Origin of the sequence: Parendozoicomonas haliclonae, from assembly GCF_900174585.1 — a bacterium.
GTDB classification, from domain to species: domain Bacteria; phylum Pseudomonadota; class Gammaproteobacteria; order Pseudomonadales; family Endozoicomonadaceae; genus Sansalvadorimonas; species Sansalvadorimonas haliclonae.
Map to the genome: position 1 here is coordinate 191,796 of NZ_FWPT01000010.1, position 16,107 is coordinate 207,902.

Annotated in this window: 15 protein-coding genes; 6 read left to right on the top strand and 9 right to left on the bottom strand. The window is 52.9% G+C overall.

What is annotated here, in order from left to right; translation table 11 throughout:
- Positions 1-46 precede the first annotated feature (46 nt).
- From EHSB41UT_RS19560 to arsC, 3 genes are read right to left on the bottom strand one after another with little or no spacing between them, the layout of a single operon-like run.
- On the bottom strand, positions 47-406 hold the full coding sequence (locus tag EHSB41UT_RS19560; protein ID WP_087112548.1) for a DUF2069 domain-containing protein: 360 nt from the start codon (positions 404-406) through the stop codon (positions 47-49).
- A gap of 25 nt (positions 407-431) precedes the next feature.
- On the bottom strand, positions 432-1,034 hold the full coding sequence (gene wrbA / locus EHSB41UT_RS19565) for an NAD(P)H:quinone oxidoreductase (protein ID WP_087112549.1): 603 nt from the start codon (positions 1,032-1,034) through the stop codon (positions 432-434).
- Positions 1,034-1,384, bottom strand: a complete 351-nt coding sequence (arsC, locus tag EHSB41UT_RS19570; RefSeq protein WP_087112550.1) for an arsenate reductase (glutaredoxin) — start codon at positions 1,382-1,384, stop codon at positions 1,034-1,036. The genes wrbA and arsC overlap by 1 nt, the downstream gene beginning before the upstream one ends.
- Before the next feature lie 158 nt (positions 1,385-1,542).
- Between arsC and EHSB41UT_RS19575 the strand changes: the two genes are divergently transcribed.
- Genes EHSB41UT_RS19575 through EHSB41UT_RS19585 form a run of 3 tightly spaced genes read left to right on the top strand, consistent with a single transcriptional unit; the run spans position 1,543 to position 3,533 of the window.
- Positions 1,543-2,757 (top strand): YihY family inner membrane protein, encoded by a 1,215-nt coding sequence (locus EHSB41UT_RS19575; RefSeq protein WP_165767347.1) that lies wholly within the window; start codon positions 1,543-1,545, stop codon positions 2,755-2,757.
- Positions 2,757-3,248 carry a TlpA family protein disulfide reductase gene (locus tag EHSB41UT_RS19580; RefSeq protein ID WP_087112552.1) on the top strand — a complete coding sequence of 164 codons (492 nt, stop codon included), beginning with the start codon at positions 2,757-2,759 and terminating at the stop codon, positions 3,246-3,248. The genes EHSB41UT_RS19575 and EHSB41UT_RS19580 overlap by 1 nt, the downstream gene beginning before the upstream one ends.
- A gap of 12 nt (positions 3,249-3,260) precedes the next feature.
- Complete coding sequence (locus tag EHSB41UT_RS19585; protein ID WP_087112553.1) at positions 3,261-3,533, top strand: acylphosphatase; 273 nt, start codon at positions 3,261-3,263, stop codon at positions 3,531-3,533.
- Positions 3,534-3,573: 40 nt separating this feature from the next.
- Here the strand turns inward: EHSB41UT_RS19585 and EHSB41UT_RS19590 are convergent, their stop codons facing one another.
- The 3 genes from EHSB41UT_RS19590 to EHSB41UT_RS19600 form a co-directional block, all read right to left on the bottom strand.
- A complete protein-coding gene (locus EHSB41UT_RS19590; protein WP_087112554.1) occupies positions 3,574-4,056 on the bottom strand; it encodes a lytic transglycosylase domain-containing protein in 483 nt (160 codons plus the stop codon).
- Positions 4,057-4,190: 134 nt separating this feature from the next.
- The gene (locus EHSB41UT_RS19595) at positions 4,191-5,909 is read right to left on the bottom strand and encodes a proline--tRNA ligase (RefSeq protein WP_087112555.1); all 1,719 of its coding nucleotides are present in this window, start codon (positions 5,907-5,909) and stop codon (positions 4,191-4,193) included.
- A gap of 94 nt (positions 5,910-6,003) precedes the next feature.
- Entirely contained in the window at positions 6,004-7,488 is a 1,485-nt protein-coding gene (locus EHSB41UT_RS19600) for an ArnT family glycosyltransferase (protein WP_133060585.1), read from the bottom strand.
- A gap of 111 nt (positions 7,489-7,599) precedes the next feature.
- On the opposite strand from EHSB41UT_RS19600, the gene EHSB41UT_RS19605 reads away from it, so the two are divergent.
- Positions 7,600-10,116, top strand: a complete 2,517-nt coding sequence (locus EHSB41UT_RS19605; RefSeq protein ID WP_087112557.1) for a hypothetical protein — start codon at positions 7,600-7,602, stop codon at positions 10,114-10,116.
- 14 nt (positions 10,117-10,130) lie between these two features.
- Here EHSB41UT_RS19605 and EHSB41UT_RS19610 read toward each other — a convergent pair whose 3' ends face one another.
- Positions 10,131-11,201: a glycosyltransferase family 2 protein gene (locus EHSB41UT_RS19610; RefSeq protein ID WP_242667367.1), complete on the bottom strand. Its 1,071-nt coding sequence runs from the start codon at positions 11,199-11,201 to the stop codon at positions 10,131-10,133.
- A 221-nt stretch (positions 11,202-11,422) separates the two neighbouring features.
- On the opposite strand from EHSB41UT_RS19610, the gene EHSB41UT_RS19615 reads away from it, so the two are divergent.
- A complete protein-coding gene (locus EHSB41UT_RS19615; protein WP_087112558.1) occupies positions 11,423-12,793 on the top strand; it encodes an MATE family efflux transporter in 1,371 nt (456 codons plus the stop codon).
- Here EHSB41UT_RS19615 and EHSB41UT_RS19620 read toward each other — a convergent pair.
- Positions 12,780-14,108 carry an MFS transporter gene (locus tag EHSB41UT_RS19620; protein WP_087112559.1) on the bottom strand — a complete coding sequence of 443 codons (1,329 nt, stop codon included), beginning with the start codon at positions 14,106-14,108 and terminating at the stop codon, positions 12,780-12,782. The two genes, EHSB41UT_RS19615 and EHSB41UT_RS19620, sit on opposite strands and share 14 nt — an antisense overlap.
- Positions 14,109-14,286: 178 nt before the next feature.
- Between EHSB41UT_RS19620 and ppk2 the strand changes: the two genes are divergently transcribed.
- Positions 14,287-15,138 (top strand): polyphosphate kinase 2, encoded by an 852-nt coding sequence (gene ppk2 / locus EHSB41UT_RS19625; protein WP_087112560.1) that lies wholly within the window; start codon positions 14,287-14,289, stop codon positions 15,136-15,138.
- Positions 15,139-15,248: 110 nt separating this feature from the next.
- Here the strand turns inward: ppk2 and cysZ are convergent, their stop codons facing one another.
- Positions 15,249-15,995, bottom strand: a complete 747-nt coding sequence (cysZ, locus tag EHSB41UT_RS19630; protein WP_087112561.1) for a sulfate transporter CysZ — start codon at positions 15,993-15,995, stop codon at positions 15,249-15,251.
- Positions 15,996-16,107: the final 112 nt, after the last annotated feature.

Sequence of the window (16,107 nt, forward strand, 5' to 3'; positions counted from 1 at the left end):
TGTTAAGTTCTAATCAACAGGCAGCTCAAACAGAGCTGCCTTTTCTTTATTTCCCCTGAAAATACCAGCGCACAAACAGAATGGTGGTAATAAACAACAGCAGACTTTCACCCGCCAGCAGCCAGCCTTCCCAGCTTTCGTAGGTCCAGCCCTTAACCACACCGCTGGTAAAATAAAACAGTACAACAAAGCCCAGCCAGGCAAACCCACGACCATGTTTGGAGATGACGGCCGGCACAAAAATCAGCAAAGGCACAATTCGGAAGGCCCAGATCAGCCAGGGGGAATCCACTTCTGGAGGTGCCCACAGCCAGTGATCAAGGGTGATGGTCACAAGCAGAAGAAAATACAGAATGACTGACAACAGCCAGGTGGTCTGTGCTTTCGGCCCCAGAGTTTTTGACATACGTTCGCTTCCTTCTCTTGCTTGTTCAGGCCAGCTTGAGAGCCAGCCTGGCAACGCGCTTACCCAAAGTCAGACAAAGTTCTTTTTCTTCAGACGACTGTGGGTTGTTATTTTGTCCGGCGACATGGCTGGCCCCATAGGGCGTTCCGCCAGTTTGGGTTTTTGTGAGTGCCGGTTCGGTAAAGGGCAGGCCGCAGATCACCATCCCATGGTGCAACAGTGGTAGCTGCATGCTGAGCAGAGTACTCTCCTGACCACCATGCATGCTGGCAGTTGAGGTGAATACGGCGGCCGGTTTATCAATCAGCGTGCCCGATAGCCACTGGTTTACGGTGCCATCCAGAAAGTACTTCATCGGCGCGGCCATATTCCCGAAACGGGTCGGGCTACCCAGAATCAGGCCACTGCAGCCCTGCAGATCATCTTCGGTGCAGTAAAGTGCGCCCTCAGATGGAATCGATTCTTCCGTAGCTTCACACACTGTTGAGACCTTGGGCACTGTACGGATTCGAGCGGCCATACCGGTTACGGACTCAACACCACGGGCGATGGTCATGGCCATTTCCCGGGTCGCACCGTGCAGGCTGTAATAAACAATCAGGATGTAGGGCTCTGGAGCAGCACTCATCAGAGAATCTCCAGTACGGACTCCGGCGGACGGCCAATGCGAGCCTTGCCATTGGCCAGAACAATCGGACGTTCAATCAGCTTTGGATAGGCAACCATCGCCTCAAGCAGTTGTTGGTCAGTGAGCTCTGGGTTCTTCAGATTGTTTTCTTTGTAGGCATCTTCACCCTTGCGCAGCAGCTCCCTTGGACTCATGTCCAGCTTGTCGAGAACCGCTTTCAGGGTTTTTATATCCGGGGTGTTCTCCAGATAAAGAACAATCTCTGGAGTAATATCCTGCTCCTGCAGCAGTTGCAGAGTCTGACGGGATTTTGAGCAGCGCGGGTTGTGGTAAATAGTGACGTCAGCCACAGGGAAGCTCCTGTCTATTTGGGGAACCGGTTTTCTGTTCTGTTATGGCTGTGTATTCTATCGGTATGAAGCATAGGGGTATACCGAAAATGGATCGCGGCAGCATACAGGAACGAAGCCTTCCCGGCGTGCTTGGCACTATACGCAGGCTGGCAGGCATGACCTTTCGGAATTTCTTCGAGGATAACTGTCCGGATCATGCAGCCTCGCTCACCTATACCACGCTGTTTGCCATAGTGCCGCTTCTGACTGTGACCTACAGTATTCTTGCATCGTTCCCGACTTTCCACGGGACCGGTGTCGAGATTCAGCAGTTTATCTTCTCTCACTTTGTACCCTCTGCCGGTGAGACGGTCAGTGAGTGGCTGACATCCTTCTCGTCTCAGGCCCGTAACCTGACGTTAATCGGTATGGGCTTTCTGGTGGCCACGGCCCTGATGATGCTGCGTACCATCGATAGCTCCATCAACACCATCTTTCACTCGGTTGGCGCGCGCCGGCCGATGACCAGCTTTCTGCTGTACTGGATGATCCTTACCCTTGGCCCGTTGCTGCTGGGACTTGGGTTTGCTGCCACCTCTTATCTGACCACGATTAAATTTCTCGACCATGCCACGACCACGCTGGGGCTGAAAGGCCTGGTTCTGCAGCTGTTTCCTATTTTGATGAGCTTTTCGGCCTTTACCTTGCTATATCTGGCTGTACCCAACCGACGGGTCAATCTGCGCCATGCCATGGCTGGGGGTGTGTTTGTTGCACTGATGTTTGAGTTAACCAAGCAGGGCTTTGCCCTGTTTCTGACCTTATCACCTACCTATGAATTTATTTATGGGGCCTTTGCGGCGGTGCCTGTGTTCCTGTTATGGATTTTCCTGAGCTGGCTGATTGTTCTGCTGGGCGCCGAGCTGGTGCACGCTCTGGGCGAACCGTCCGGTGAAGATAGACAACCTTTCTCCCCCATGCTGGCAATGCTGACTATCCTTGCGGTCTTCCATGAACGGTTCACGCAGGGCAAAACCACCATGCTTGAAAATGTGCAGCAGGATGGCTGGCCGGTCAGTCAGCGGGATTGGGAAGCCGTAGCGCGTTGGTTAATCAGTGAGGAGCTTCTGGTGCGTAACAGTCATGGTGCCCTGATGCCGGCTCGCGCTTTCAGTGCTGTGGATTTGGCCAGCCTGGTCAGCCGTTGCCCATGGCCAATACCGGAAAGCCGGGAGCTGGAGGCATTGTCCTTTGATGATCGCCCTGATTGGTTCCGTAATATTGTTGGTATCTTGCAAGGGTTGAACGAAGAGCGGGGGCGGGTTTTGTCCGGCTCTCTCGAGCACAGGCTATCGGATGGTGTTCTTCTGGATACGGAGCGGCGATCATAATGGGTAAAATTATCACCGACCGGTTTCAGAATGGCATCCGCTTCCTGTTGCTGTCTGTGTTTATAGTGTTGGCCGGTTGTGGTGCACAGGAGCAGACGCAACTTGAGGATCATCAGGGTAAAGCTTTGCAGCTGAGTGCAGAGGATTCCTCCTGGCTGGTGGTGAATTACTGGGCCACCTGGTGTGACCCTTGCCGTGAAGAGATACCCGAGTTAAATGAGCTGGACCATGAGGCCGGTGTTCGGGTCTGGGGCGTGGATTTCGATAACCCTGCTTCTCTGCAGGAGCTGCAGGGGAAAATTGAGAAAATGGATATTGAGTTCCCGGTGGTCGCACCATCGTTTGTACCCGGGCTTGGGCTGGAAATGCCACCGGTTCTGCCAGCGACTTATATTATTGCTCCGGATGGCACGATGACTAAACGTCTGATCGGCCCACAAACCAAAGACGGTCTGCTGGCAGAAATCCAGACCTTGAAGACAAAAGCCTGAGCAGGGGTAGCTATGTCAAAAGTCTGCAGAAAAGCCATAGTGCGAGGCAAGGTTCAGGGTGTCTGGTATCGCGCATCGACCCGCCAGCGTGCTGAAGCTTTGGAAGTTAATGGCTGGGCCAAAAACTGTGCCGATGGCAGTGTCGAGGTCATGATGTGTGGCGAGGAGAGTGCAGTCACCCGCCTTACGGACTGGCTTTATGAAGGTCCGCCTTTAGCGGTTGTGGAAGCGATTGATATTGAAGAGTTACCCTGCGCACATTTAACCGGCTTTTTTACTCAATAACCGAGCGCTGTTGTTTAGCGCACTCTCTTAACGCATTCTCTTAACGTACGGTCCAGAAGCGCTCCCAACGCACCATCACCCGTTCTGGGTACCAGGTTTTCCCCAAGCTGCCATTGTAGCGAGCCAGAGCCCGGCTCAGGTTTCCTTTCTCTATTTTCAGGTAGTAGCTGAGAATGGTGGTGCCATAGCGGATATTGGTTTCCAGCTCGGTCAGATTGTCATCCTCCCGGCCTATCTCCTTACGCCAGAACGGCATAATCTGCATCAGCCCCTGTGCGCCAACCGATGAGATGGCATAGCGATCAAACAGGCTCTCCACATGGATAACCGATAAGACCAGTTCCGGCTGCAGTCCGGTTCTCAAAGCTTCCTTGTGAACGGTTTGCAGAAGGTGCAGGCGTTCCTGCTCGTCTTCCATATATTTGGCGAGGCGAAGAGACATATCGACCAGCCAGACTTCCGCCGTGTAGGCATCTTCAAAGCTGTCGGCCTTTTCAATAGCCTGCTGGAGATAAACGCGCATTTCGTCGTCTATAACTCGGCTGTTGGCAAGGCTGGCTGACGAAAAGGGGAGAAGGAGGATAAAAAGCAGAATGGCTGGCAGGGCAGCTGCCTTGAAAGACAGTGCCTGCCAGCTGCGCGGGGCAATCCGAGGGATCAGATCTGCACCCGGTTTTTCAGTTCAGCTACAACCGCATCAACAGCGAAGTTGAGGCTTTCACCGGTACGGCGGTTCTTGTATTCCAGCTCGCCGGCTTCCAGTGCGCGATCACTGATAACCACGCGGTGAGGAATACCGATCAGTTCCATATCAGCAAACTTCACGCCCGGGCTGGCCTTACGGTCATCCATAATGACATCGAAGCCGGCTGCAGTCAGCTCGTTGTACAGTTTCTCGGAGGCTTCACGCACCGCTTCGGATTTTTCAATTTTCAGAGGCACCAGAGCGATCTGGAATGGAGCAATGGCATCTGGCCAGATAATGCCGCGGTCATCGTGGTTCTGCTCGATGGCAGAAGCAACAACACGGGTCACACCGATACCGTAGCAGCCCATAAACATAACGGAGTCTTTACCGTTTTCATCCAGAACAGAAGCGTTCATGGCCGCTGCGTACTTACGGCCCAGCTGGAAGATATGGCCGACTTCAATGCCGCGCTTGATAAACAGAGTGCCGTTACCGCATGGGCTTGGGTCACCTTCTACCACGTTGCGCAGGTCTTCGACGCGGGTGTAGGTCGCATCACGGTCCCAGTTGATACCGAAGAAGTGTTCGCCATCAACGTTAGCGCCGGCGCCAAAGTCAGCCATCTTGGCAACAGTGCGGTCAACGATAACCGGGATGGTCAGACCAACAGGGCCCAGGGAGCCAAAGCCTGCACCGATAACGTCTTTCACTTCCGCATCGGAAGCCATTTCCAGAGGGGAGGCCACTTCCGGCAGGTTAGCTGCCTTGATTTCGTTCAGCTCGTGGTCGCCACGAATCATCAGCGCGATCAGCTGCGCTTCGGACTCTTCGGACGCTTTCACGATCAGAGTCTTGACGGTCTTTTCGATCGGCTGATCGAACTGTTCAACCAGCTCGTCGATAGTCTTGGCGTTCGGGGTTGGAACGCGGGTCATCTCTTCAGATGGTGCAGGACGATCGCCAGCAGGTTCTACCGCTTCAGCCTTTTCAATGTTGGCGGCGTAGTCGCTGCTGTCGCTGAATACGATGGCATCTTCGCCGGATTCAGCTAGTACGTGGAACTCTTTGGAACCGTCGCCACCGATCGCGCCGGAGTCTGCAAACACTGGGCGGTATTCCAGACCCAGGCGGTCGAAGATACGGCAGTAGGTGTCGTGCATGTTCTGGAATTCCTTCGCCAGACACTCTTCGGTCAGGTGGAAGGAGTAGGCATCTTTCATCAGGAATTCGCGGGAGCGCATCACGCCGAAACGCGGACGGATTTCATCGCGGAACTTGGTCTGAATCTGGTACAGGTTGACTGGCAGCTGCTTGTAGCTGTTCAGTTCGTGACGAACCAGATCGGTAACCACTTCTTCGTGGGTTGGGCCGAGCACCATTTCACGACCGTGACGGTCCTTGAAGCGCAGCAGCTGAGGGCCAAAGTCGTTCACACGACCAGTCTCTTCCCACAGTTCAACCGGCTGGGTAACCGGCATCCAGGTTTCCAGTGCGCCGGAGCGGTCCATTTCTTCACGGACAATGTTTTCGACTTTACGCAGAACCCGCTTGCCTGCCGGCAGCCAGGAGTACAGGCCGTTGGCGAGTTTACGGATCATGCCGGAACGGAGCATCAGCTGGTGGCTGACCACAACCGCATCAGCGGGAGTCTCTTTGAGCGTCGGTAGATAGTACTGGCTAGTGCGCATGGATCTTCAGCAATTTACAAAATGTGTAAACAAGAAAGTTTAAGGCCTGAACCGGTACAGGCAAAGCAGATTTTGCCTCTTGTTCGGCAAAACATCAGGTTTTCTTTTTCCATAACTCCAGTTTGGCTCCTCTTTGTACCAGTTGCAGCTGATTCCGTATGGAAGACGGCAGGGTTTGCAGGCTGGCTGGAGGCATGGCGACATAAAGGTTTGGGGAGGCCGTAATCTTTTTGATCAGGGCATTTTGGTCAGTAATGATCTGCCCCTGACCTTTGGAATAGAACTGACCGGAAAAAGGGCGCTTGGGCCAGAAAACCAGATCGGCATTTTGTGGGCTTGTGTGGTGATAGCTGTCCACAAGACCTTTGGCGGTATGTTTCAGGTTGTTGTTGGCCATGACCACCAGACCGATAAGAACGATTGGAGAGAGACAGGCTGGTGCGATAACCCAAAAACGCAGACGCTTTTGGTTGCCTTGTATACTGGCACCAGGTTCTGCCAGCAGTGTGCCGATATAATCGGCGAGCAGCAGAGCCATGGCGGGTAGCCCGGGCAATACATAGGTCCACAAGATATTGCCGGATAGGGTAAAGAACAGCAGAGGGGAGAGCATCCAGAACCATAAAAAAGAACGCCACTCTTTTTCGGCCGGTGTGCTGGCTGAGGCTTTATGTAGAAAGACCCGCTTACGCCGCCGGATTACCAGAGCCAACAGCACCACACTCCAGGGCAGGGCTGCGTAACTCCACATAAACCAGATCATGCCTTTGGGCTCGATATGTGCGGTGCCATAACGATCGCCCTGCCAGCCGCTTTCCAGAAAACGGCGAAAATGCTCGCCAATCAGAAAGTAATCAAGAAATCCCGGAGTCGCCTGTTCGGCCATGAGATACCAGGGCAAAGCCAGAGCCAGCATAAGCAGCAGACCAGTGATCCAGGGCAGTCGATACCACAAGCCGTTTAAGTGGCGAGTTGTTAAACACCAGAGCAGAATCGGCAACCCTACCAGAATGCAGGCGATCGGACCTTTGGCCAGCAGCCCCAACGCCAGTCCGACAAACAGCAACAGTCCCCACACGCCACCTTTATTCTGTTCACTGTGCCAGGCCAGCCAGAAAGCAGTCAGGCTGAGAGTTGTGGCCAGCAGGAGGGACATGTCAGTCATCACTGCGCCGGAGCAAATTAAAAATGCGCCGGTGGTACTAAGGATCAGGCAGGAGAGTGCAGCTTTAAGCTGAGAGCCCTGCCGTCTTGCCACTATCCATACCAAACAGAGAACCAGCAGGCCGAGCAGGAAGTGAGGAAGCCGGGCGCTGAACTCATTCACACCCAGCAGCTGGAAGCTGGCAGCGGTCAGCCAGCTGTAGAGAGGTGGCTTGCCCCAAAAGGGAATCTGGTAATCAATCTGCGGTGTTATCCAGTTGCCGGTCTCAGCCATCAGTCTGGCAATCTCTCCGTAACGGGCTTCTGTGGTATCCATTAGCGGATACAGTCCCAAAGAGAGGAGCCTGATGATCAGGGTAACCAGCATCAGCCAGAGCAGGGTGCGGGCAGTAAAAAGCTGTTTATGGTTGGGCACCCGAGACTCCAAGCCGAACGAAAGACGATGCAAGCATAGTCAGGAACCCTGCGAAACAAGAGCCGGTTGCCGCCGATATAGACGGAAAGACTCTTTTTCGAGGGAAAGTGTATGCCCAGTGTGAAAGGCAGTACGAGCCAGCCAACGGGTATGACTACACCGGAAGGGCACCAGCAAGGGCCGAAGCCGCCGGAGGTGAAATCCCGCATTCCCCGTCCCGTCGATCAGAAGCCAGAGCATCGTCGTCTGGATCAGCGCAGCGTCAGGCCCCATAACGAAGGTGTGCAACAGAACAACAAGCCCCGGCTGCAGTTTCATCCCATGGCTCGCATGGCAGTGACAGCCCCGGAGCATTATCAGGCGTCAGGGAAAATCCCCGCGCAGCTGAATGTCACAGTGCCACCTGGAACGACAAATATAGAGAGTTTTGTGCGTAAAAATCTGGGAGTACCGGAAGATATTGATCATCTCCAGTTCACTCTGCTGAAAAATGGGCAGGGAGCCTCTGTTGAGCAACTCAAGGCTGGCGGAATATTTGAGCTGACTATTGAATCCGATCCGGATGTGGTCACGGCGTTGGGCGATTTAATTGAGGTTGGCTATCAGCCCAAGGCCAATTATCAGCCTGTACCGTTTTCAGAACGCTATCGCAAAAATGACCTGGAAAGCCTGAGTGATCAGATTGGGGCCGTGAATGGTGGTCAATGTCCGGCCGGTATTATTGATATATCTTCCCCTTGGGTTGAGGGGCTGGATCTTGTTGCTCTGTCGCCGGATCTTTCTGCTGAGATTGTACCATCGGATACTGAAGGCGGATTGCAGCTGGTGTTCTGGCGGGCTGACTCGGATGCCGCCTATATCGCCGTGGAGAAGTACAAAGCCCAGCAGGAGGCTTTGGTGCGTCAGGCGCAGCAGGAGCTGTATCTCGGTACGCCTGTCGAACAGGTTAAAGATAATCAGAAGATTCTCCAGTTGCAGGCCCGCAAGCGTCTGGTGGGTGGCGATCAGAGTTGGGACAGGGAGCTGGAACGGCTCAGCAAGGCTGATATTCAGAAGCGTTCATTACCTGTTCAGGATGCCACGATTACTACCGAGGAGCGCCTTGAGGCTTTTGGGCAGAAACCGGAAGAGCGCGTTGTTGATGGTCGGTCTTTAAAACAGTGCGTGGACAATCATGCCGACCTTCTTTCTATTCCTGACAGGAAAAAGCTGGAACAGAGTGGCTTTCTGGGGCAGAAACTTCCTGAAAAAATAGATGAGCTTTTAGCCCCCTGGCATAAGCGGCTGGAACGGCCTATGCCCAAAACCCGTTATGGCATTGAGGCCCGAGTCAAAGAGCTGTCGGCGCAAATGGAAAAGATTAATGATTCCTTTTCCAGCTGGAGCGATCAGCAGAAAAATCTGAGCATCCTTGAAAAAATCGAACTCAGGGCGGTCAGGGATTCTCTCCGAAGAGAGAGAAACCTGCTACTGCAGGTCATGAATGATCCCGGCGCGGTTGGGTGTGCCAATAATGGTATGAGCTGGAATCAGGCCATGGAGTTCAAACGTCTGGGATATCAGTTACAACCGGATGTGACCCGATTGTCGAAGCTGAATGATCAGCAGCTTGATCCCAAGTCGCCACCCACCAAGCTCGGCTCCGGCGGAATAAACACGGTCTATCACATGAATTATCTGACGCCAGAGGGTGATAAGGTCGTCAGGGTCTTCAAGCCGATCGCGACGCGGGATGATACTCGCTGGAGTGAGATTGTCGGGGAAGACCGTTATCTGAATCCGGATTGCCCGTTCTTCACTATGCGTAATATGGCCGCTGAGAAAACCAGTACGGCACTGGGGTTTGTTGATCTGGTGCCGGACATCGAGTTTGTTGAGCATAAACAACAGATGGGGCTGGTGATGACCATGGCTTCCGGTCTGACGGGCTATGATGCGGTCAAACAGAACAAGATTCATACCATGGATCGTGATCTTTACTGGCAGATGTGTTCCGAACTCAACCGACTGGAATGGCTGGATGCGCTCTGTGCTCAGCCAGACCGTCATACCTGCAACTATATGATTGATCCGGAAACCGGTCAGGTTATCGGTATCGATAATGATGTCGGCTTTTCACCCAATCCGGATATTGTTCGGGAGAGTGAGGATAAGTCCTCCAGCGATAAATATTCAGGCGGGGCCCGCACCGGCTTCCCGTTGTTAATTGATCAGGCGGTTCTGGAAGGGCTGCGTTCACTGGATATTGATGCGCTGGTTGTTGAGTTGGAACCACTGTTGTCCCGGGAAGAGCTGGCGGCTCTTAAAGAGCGCTATGTAAAGTTGTTAGAGCATGCGGAAGGTTTGGCAGAAAGCGGGCTCTGTGTAGAAGATTGGGAAACTTGGGAAGATCCAACTCTGAATATGGCGGCAGACCAGTATCAGCTTGAGGCACAGCGCAGTGCTGAGGCTTTCACCACCATGTATGAGGACGATGCCGAGTACTGGAAAGACGAGCTGACCAAGTCTGGCTGGACTGATTCTGAAAAGGAACAGCTTCAGGCTCGTTATACCACCATGGACAATCTGGCCCAATCCATGAAAGTTGCCAAAGAACACAGCTACCTGGGAAGACTTCTTTCCCATTAAAACAGCGTTGTTACTCAGCTGCGGTTGGCAGGATCCTTAGGCACGTTTGCGTTTGTTGCCGATGGTTTGTTGTGTAAGCCGGAACGAATAATTTTCTGGCTGGTTAAATAGTTGGGGCGTTGTTTGCTCTCAATAAAAATCCGCCCGACATATTCCCCCAGCAGTCCCATGGCCATCAGTTGAATGCCACCCAGAAACAGCATCACCGCCATCAAAGAGGTGTATCCGGCAACCGGATCACCGTAGAGCAGGGTTTTGAAAACAATCACTATGGCGTAAATCAGTGAGAGTAAAGAGATAGCAACACCAATCCAGGTCGCCAGCTTTAACGGATGCACACTGAAGGAGGTGATGCCTTCAAAAGCCAGTCCAAAGAGTTTGAGGTAATGCCACTTGGTTTTACCGGCCAGACGAGGGTCTCGGTCAAAGAACAGTTCGTGCTGGCGAAAGCCCGGCCAGGCAAACAGGCCTTTCATATAACGGGTTTTCTCCGGCAGGGCATTGATATGATCAACAACCCTGCGGCTCAGCAATCGGAAATCGCCAACATTTTCTGGAATATGAATATCGGAAAGCCGGTTTAACAGGCGGTAATAGAGCAGAGCAGAAAGCTTTTTCAGCCAGCTTTCCCCATAACGCTTGCGGCGGCGCATATTGATAATGTCATAACCGTTCTGCCACTCCGCCAGCATGCCCGGAATCAACTCGGGTGGGTCTTGCAGATCACAGTCAATCAGGATGACTGCCGCACCTCTCGAAGCTTCCAGCCCCGCACTCATCGCAGCTTCTTTACCAAAGTTACGGCTCAGGGCGATAAGTACCTGCTCACTCCGACTTTGGGGCAGGGCTTTTAGCTTCTGCCAGGTGTTGTCGGTGCTGCCATCGTTGACGTAGATAATTTCGGAACTGACTGGAATCTTATCCAGCACCAGGGTCAGGCGCTGGTGGAAGGTCTCAACTACCTCTGCCTCGTTAAAGGTCGGAACAATAATGGACAGGGTAAAGTTCAGGGGCAGGTTGGACTGATCATTCCAGACGGCATAGGAAAATGGTTTGGTAACCCGGACAGTCCGCTCTTTTGGCAATGTGCTGCTCCCGTATGGCTGCGACTTGACCCGTAAAGCCAAGACCTGAATAGGACAGTTCTGAATCGTTCTTCTGAAAGTTTAGTTCCCGCCGCGCAGTGTCGCTGTATTTGTCCGTATATAACGCAATTCCCCGTTTCTCTAGTATCTGAGACACAACCATTTTCATAATTTTCCCAGCCTTGTTTTTGGGCTGATGTCGTTTATCTTCGAGGTGTTTCATGTCTGGTCAGGTTGATCTGCGGAAGGTCAGTGTGGCCTCTGCGTTGGTGAAGTATGCCGTGCCTTCGACCATATCGGTCTGGGTGTTCGCCCTGTATACCATGGTGGATGGCATGTTCGTGGGGAAAGGTGTGGGGCCGGAAGCGCTGGCCGCTGTTAACCTCTCTCTGCCGTTTATCAGCATTATGTTTGCCTTCTCGATTCTGGTCTCCATTGGTGGTGCTACCGTTGCCGGCGTACTACGTGGCAAAGGACAGGGGGAGGAAGCCAGCAAGGTCTTTTCCACCTGTATTTATTTCCTGCTGGCCTTTGGTCTGGCGGTGTGTGGCATCAGTCTGGTGTTTGTGGAAGAGCTGGCCATGCTGTTGGGGGCGCAGGGCGATTTAATCCCGCTGGTGGTGGAATACCTGGGCACTCTGTTGTTCTTTAATGCCTTCTATCTGGTTGCCTACTCGATGGAAGTGTTCATCAAGGTCGATGGCTATCCGCGTCGGGAGCTGGCTATCATCATGGTGGCTGCCACAACCAATATTGTTCTGGACTACATTCTGGTTATTGAGCTGGGCATGGGGCTGCGCGGCGCGGCTATTGCCACGGGTATGGCACAGCTGCTGCAGGCTATCGTGCTGGTTATTCATTACCGTTATGGCGGTGGTACGCTCAAGTTTATGCGTATCAAGCCAGACCTGAAAAAGGTGATGAGCTATATCCGAATTGGCGTGCCGGACTGTATTACGGAAATGTCTGCCGGTGTGGTTCTGCTGGCCTTCAACAGCGCAATACTCGCCTATCTGGGGAATACCAGTCTGACGGCTTTCAGCGTGATCGGTTACTTCAATAACTTTGTGCTGTTGACCATGATCGGTCTGACTCAGGGCATGCAGCCGATCATCACCTTCCAGCGTGGCCGGAAAGGTTTCGACAAGATGGGGCAGGCTTTGAAGATGACGCTTAAGGTGGCGTTGGTATTCTCGGTCAGCTGTTTCTTCCTGGGTTTCCTGGCCGGTGATGTGCTGGCGTCGATGTTCCTGAATGAACCGGATATTATTGCGCTCTCCCACGAAGCCATGAAGATCTTTGCCATGGGCTTTATCTTTGTCGGTATGAATGTGGTGATCTCCGGGTTCTTTACCGCCCTGGAAAAGCCGATCCTGGCTGGCGTGCTGTCCTTGTTGCGGGGCGTGATTCTGGTACTGGTTCTGCTGGCCGTGTTGCCGAAGCAGTTCGGTAGCGACAGTATCTGGCTGGTGGCTCCGCTGACAGAAGCGATCACCTTTTGTGTCGGTCTTGTTCTGCTGGCCTTTGAGCGTCGCAGCTGGCATAAGCCTGATCAGCCTCAGAGCCGTGGACCTGTGCTTAATCCGGCGTAAGCTTCGTTCTTGAACTTTGTATCATGGCTGGTGATTCTGATAATGCAAGAATCACCAGCACGCACAGCAGTGTCAGTAGAACAGACAGCTTCAAGATCAGCGGCAGCCATTGGTACTTCTCCACCGACATGGCAATCACCATCAATATGCCGCTGAACTGTCCCGCCAGATACAGAGCGCCTTGTGAATAGGCTTCAGGAACCGGTGCCGTTACCTCGGCAACATATTGAAATCCCACCGGGCCTGCGCCCAAGACAAAGAAGCCAAACAGGGCTGTAGCTGCCAGTGCCAGCTGATAAATTGCTTCGCTATTCAATAACAAGCTATCAGCCCAGGCCAGACAGGCCAGTGATGGCAGCATGCCCAAAGTACATAACAATAAAATGTTTTTGCGGGTCTTCCTGTGGTCGGACAGCAGGGGGAAAACCACTGCGCCGATAATGCCACCCACCATCATTGCCATGGCCAGCAGGCCATCGGAATCTTCAACTCTCAGGCTGGCGCTGATGGCATCGGTCAGTGAGCTGATCGCATTAAATAATCCCAGCCCTACCATAAATAGAAATATACAGATGCGCATGTTGCGGTCATGCAGCAGACGTCTCAGGCATTCGCGCACCGGCAGTTTAGTGTTGTGAGCAATCTCTGAGGTGTTAGCTGAGGTATCGGCTGATGTGTTGGTTTGCACCGGGCTGTCTTTCAGCAGGCAGAAGCAGGTAGCGGAAATTACGGCACAGACCACACCATAGATTTCCACAATCATGGGAATGCCTTTGCCATAGCTGCCATCGGAAGGATCACTGACAGCAAACTCGGGGGTAATGGCCATCACGGCAATGACACCAATAAACAGACTGAGAATGGTCAGCCCGTTTGCCAGTGCCCGTTCTTCCAGAGGAAACCATTGATCTGCCAGAGTTGTTGAAGCATTCAGAATGACAGGCTGAATAATGGCCAGCCCCAACTGGGCGACAAACACCGTCGCCAGACTATCGGCTTCAAGACCTTTTAAAAGACTGAAAGCCCCCAGCAACAGGGCAGAAATCTGCAGACTGTTTTTCAGACCAATACGGGTAATCAACCAGGATGCCGGTATTGAGAGGAACAGATACACCACCATAAACAGCAAGGCGAGATTATCGATCTCCAGCCAGGGGCGCTGCTGAATCTGATAGAAGTAAAAACTCTCGGCCGGACGGGCGACTGCGGCATGGGTCAGCCACTGCAGCTGGATCAGCGCGCTGAGCAGCATAAGAACCAGCAGCATGATCCAGCGCCAGAAGGGGTAATCTCCTGTTTTTATACGATCGTTCATGGTTCTTGTCCTGTGGAGAGCGGCAAGGGTAGCTGATTTTGGTTGTTGTAAAGATTTTGTAAGTGGTTTCCGAGGGTTTCTTGATTGTCATCAATAAAACCCTCTGAGGCTTTGTTAGGGTAAACCCAGAAGAACAATAAATAGCCAAAAAAATAAAACACAAGGGAGAGGGAGGCCTATGGAAACTCTGGAAAAAGCGGCTGCTGCCAGACCAGTGGATGAGCCACAGAGTGATATTGTGGTGACACCGAAAAAGTCCATCATCATTCCATCGACCGGACTTCCGAAGATGGGCCGCCGGGACTATGAGAAGGAAAAGCGCCAGCTGCAGATTGAACTGGTCAAAATGCAGAACTGGGTCAAGGAGAAGGGTGAGAAGATCATCATTATCTTTGAAGGGCGCGATGCTGCCGGCAAGGGCGGCACCATCAAACGGATGACCGAGCATATGAACCCTCGTGGTGCCCGGGTAGTTGCGCTTGAGAAACCATCCGGCCCTGAACAAGGGCAGTGGTACTTCCAGCGCTATGTTCAGCATCTGCCGACCAAGGGCGAGATCGTGATGTTTGACCGCTCCTGGTACAACCGGGCCGGGGTTGAACTGGTGATGGGTTACTGCAACAAGAAGCAGTATATGGGCTTTATCCGGGAAGTCGCCGACTTCGAGCGGATGCTGGTTCACAGCGGTATTCGGCTGTTTAAGCTCTGGTTCTCGGTAAGTCGTGATGAGCAGATGCGCCGGTTTGAAAAGCGTCGTACGGATCCACTGAAACAGTGGAAGCTGTCTCCGGTGGATAAAGCCTCCATCGGCAAATGGGATGAGTACACCAAAGCCAAGGAGCAGATGTTCCACTACACCGATACCCGTGATGCGCCCTGGTCGATTGTTCGCTCCGATGATAAGAAGCGCGCTCGTCTGAACGCCATGCGTCATATCCTCGGGCAGCTGCCTTACAAGGGCAAAGACAAGAGCATTGTTATGCCGCCGCAGCCGGAAGTGGTGACGACGCCGGATGATGATCTCGACTGATTCATTCGCGCAAAAAAAGACCAGCTGCATCAACTCGCTCCCATGGTCTCCGTGGGAGTGTATAGTGCCATTCGGATTACCACGCAGAGCGTGGTAACCAGAGCAGATCTTTACAGTGTACGCGGCCCGCGACGCTCGACCCAAAGGTAAGTGCCGCCAATCACTGCCGCCGGCATCAAAACCAGATTCACAATGGGAATCAGCGTCAGTACCGAAGTGAGGCCACCAAACATCATGGTCTGCAATCTTGGTGTTGCCAGCCGGGCTTTGGTTTCCTGAAAGTTATACAGCTCGTTATCCGCAGCATAGTCGCTGTACTGCAGGCCAAGCATCCAGGCCGAGAAAAGAAACCACAACACCGGCGTCACAAAGCCCACCAGGGGAATAAAGGTCAGAATGATCAGCACTATGGCCCGGGGCAGATAGTAAGCCAGCCGCTGTAGTTCCCGGACAATGGTGCGGGGAATCATCTTCATCAGTTCTTTAAAGCCGGCATCCGGCACACAGCCGGGATCCAGCTCATTCTGAATGCGTTCTGCCAGAAAACCATTAAAGGGTGCGGCAATAAAGTTGGCGACCAGAGTGAAGGTGAAATACATCAGGATTGCCAGCGCAAAGGCAAACACCGGCCAGGCCAGAAATGAGAGAAAGCTCAGCCAGTCCGGCAGCCAGCCGACCATGGCATCCACCAGATTGGAAAACTCTTTAACCGCATACCAGATCATGGTGGCGAACACGATAATGTTCACGGTCAGGGGAATAATGACATGGCTGAGAATGCCGGGTTCAGGCAATCGGCGCAGGCCAATCAGCAGATAATCAATACCACGTCCTGTGCTTTGAAGCTGTTCTCTCATAATAATTTGGCGTTCTATATACAGAATGAATAGCTGCGATAGTTATTCATGACTGGTTCACAGCGGGTGAGCTGGTTATTATGTCGGACAAACTGTGTAAACGATAGTGGAT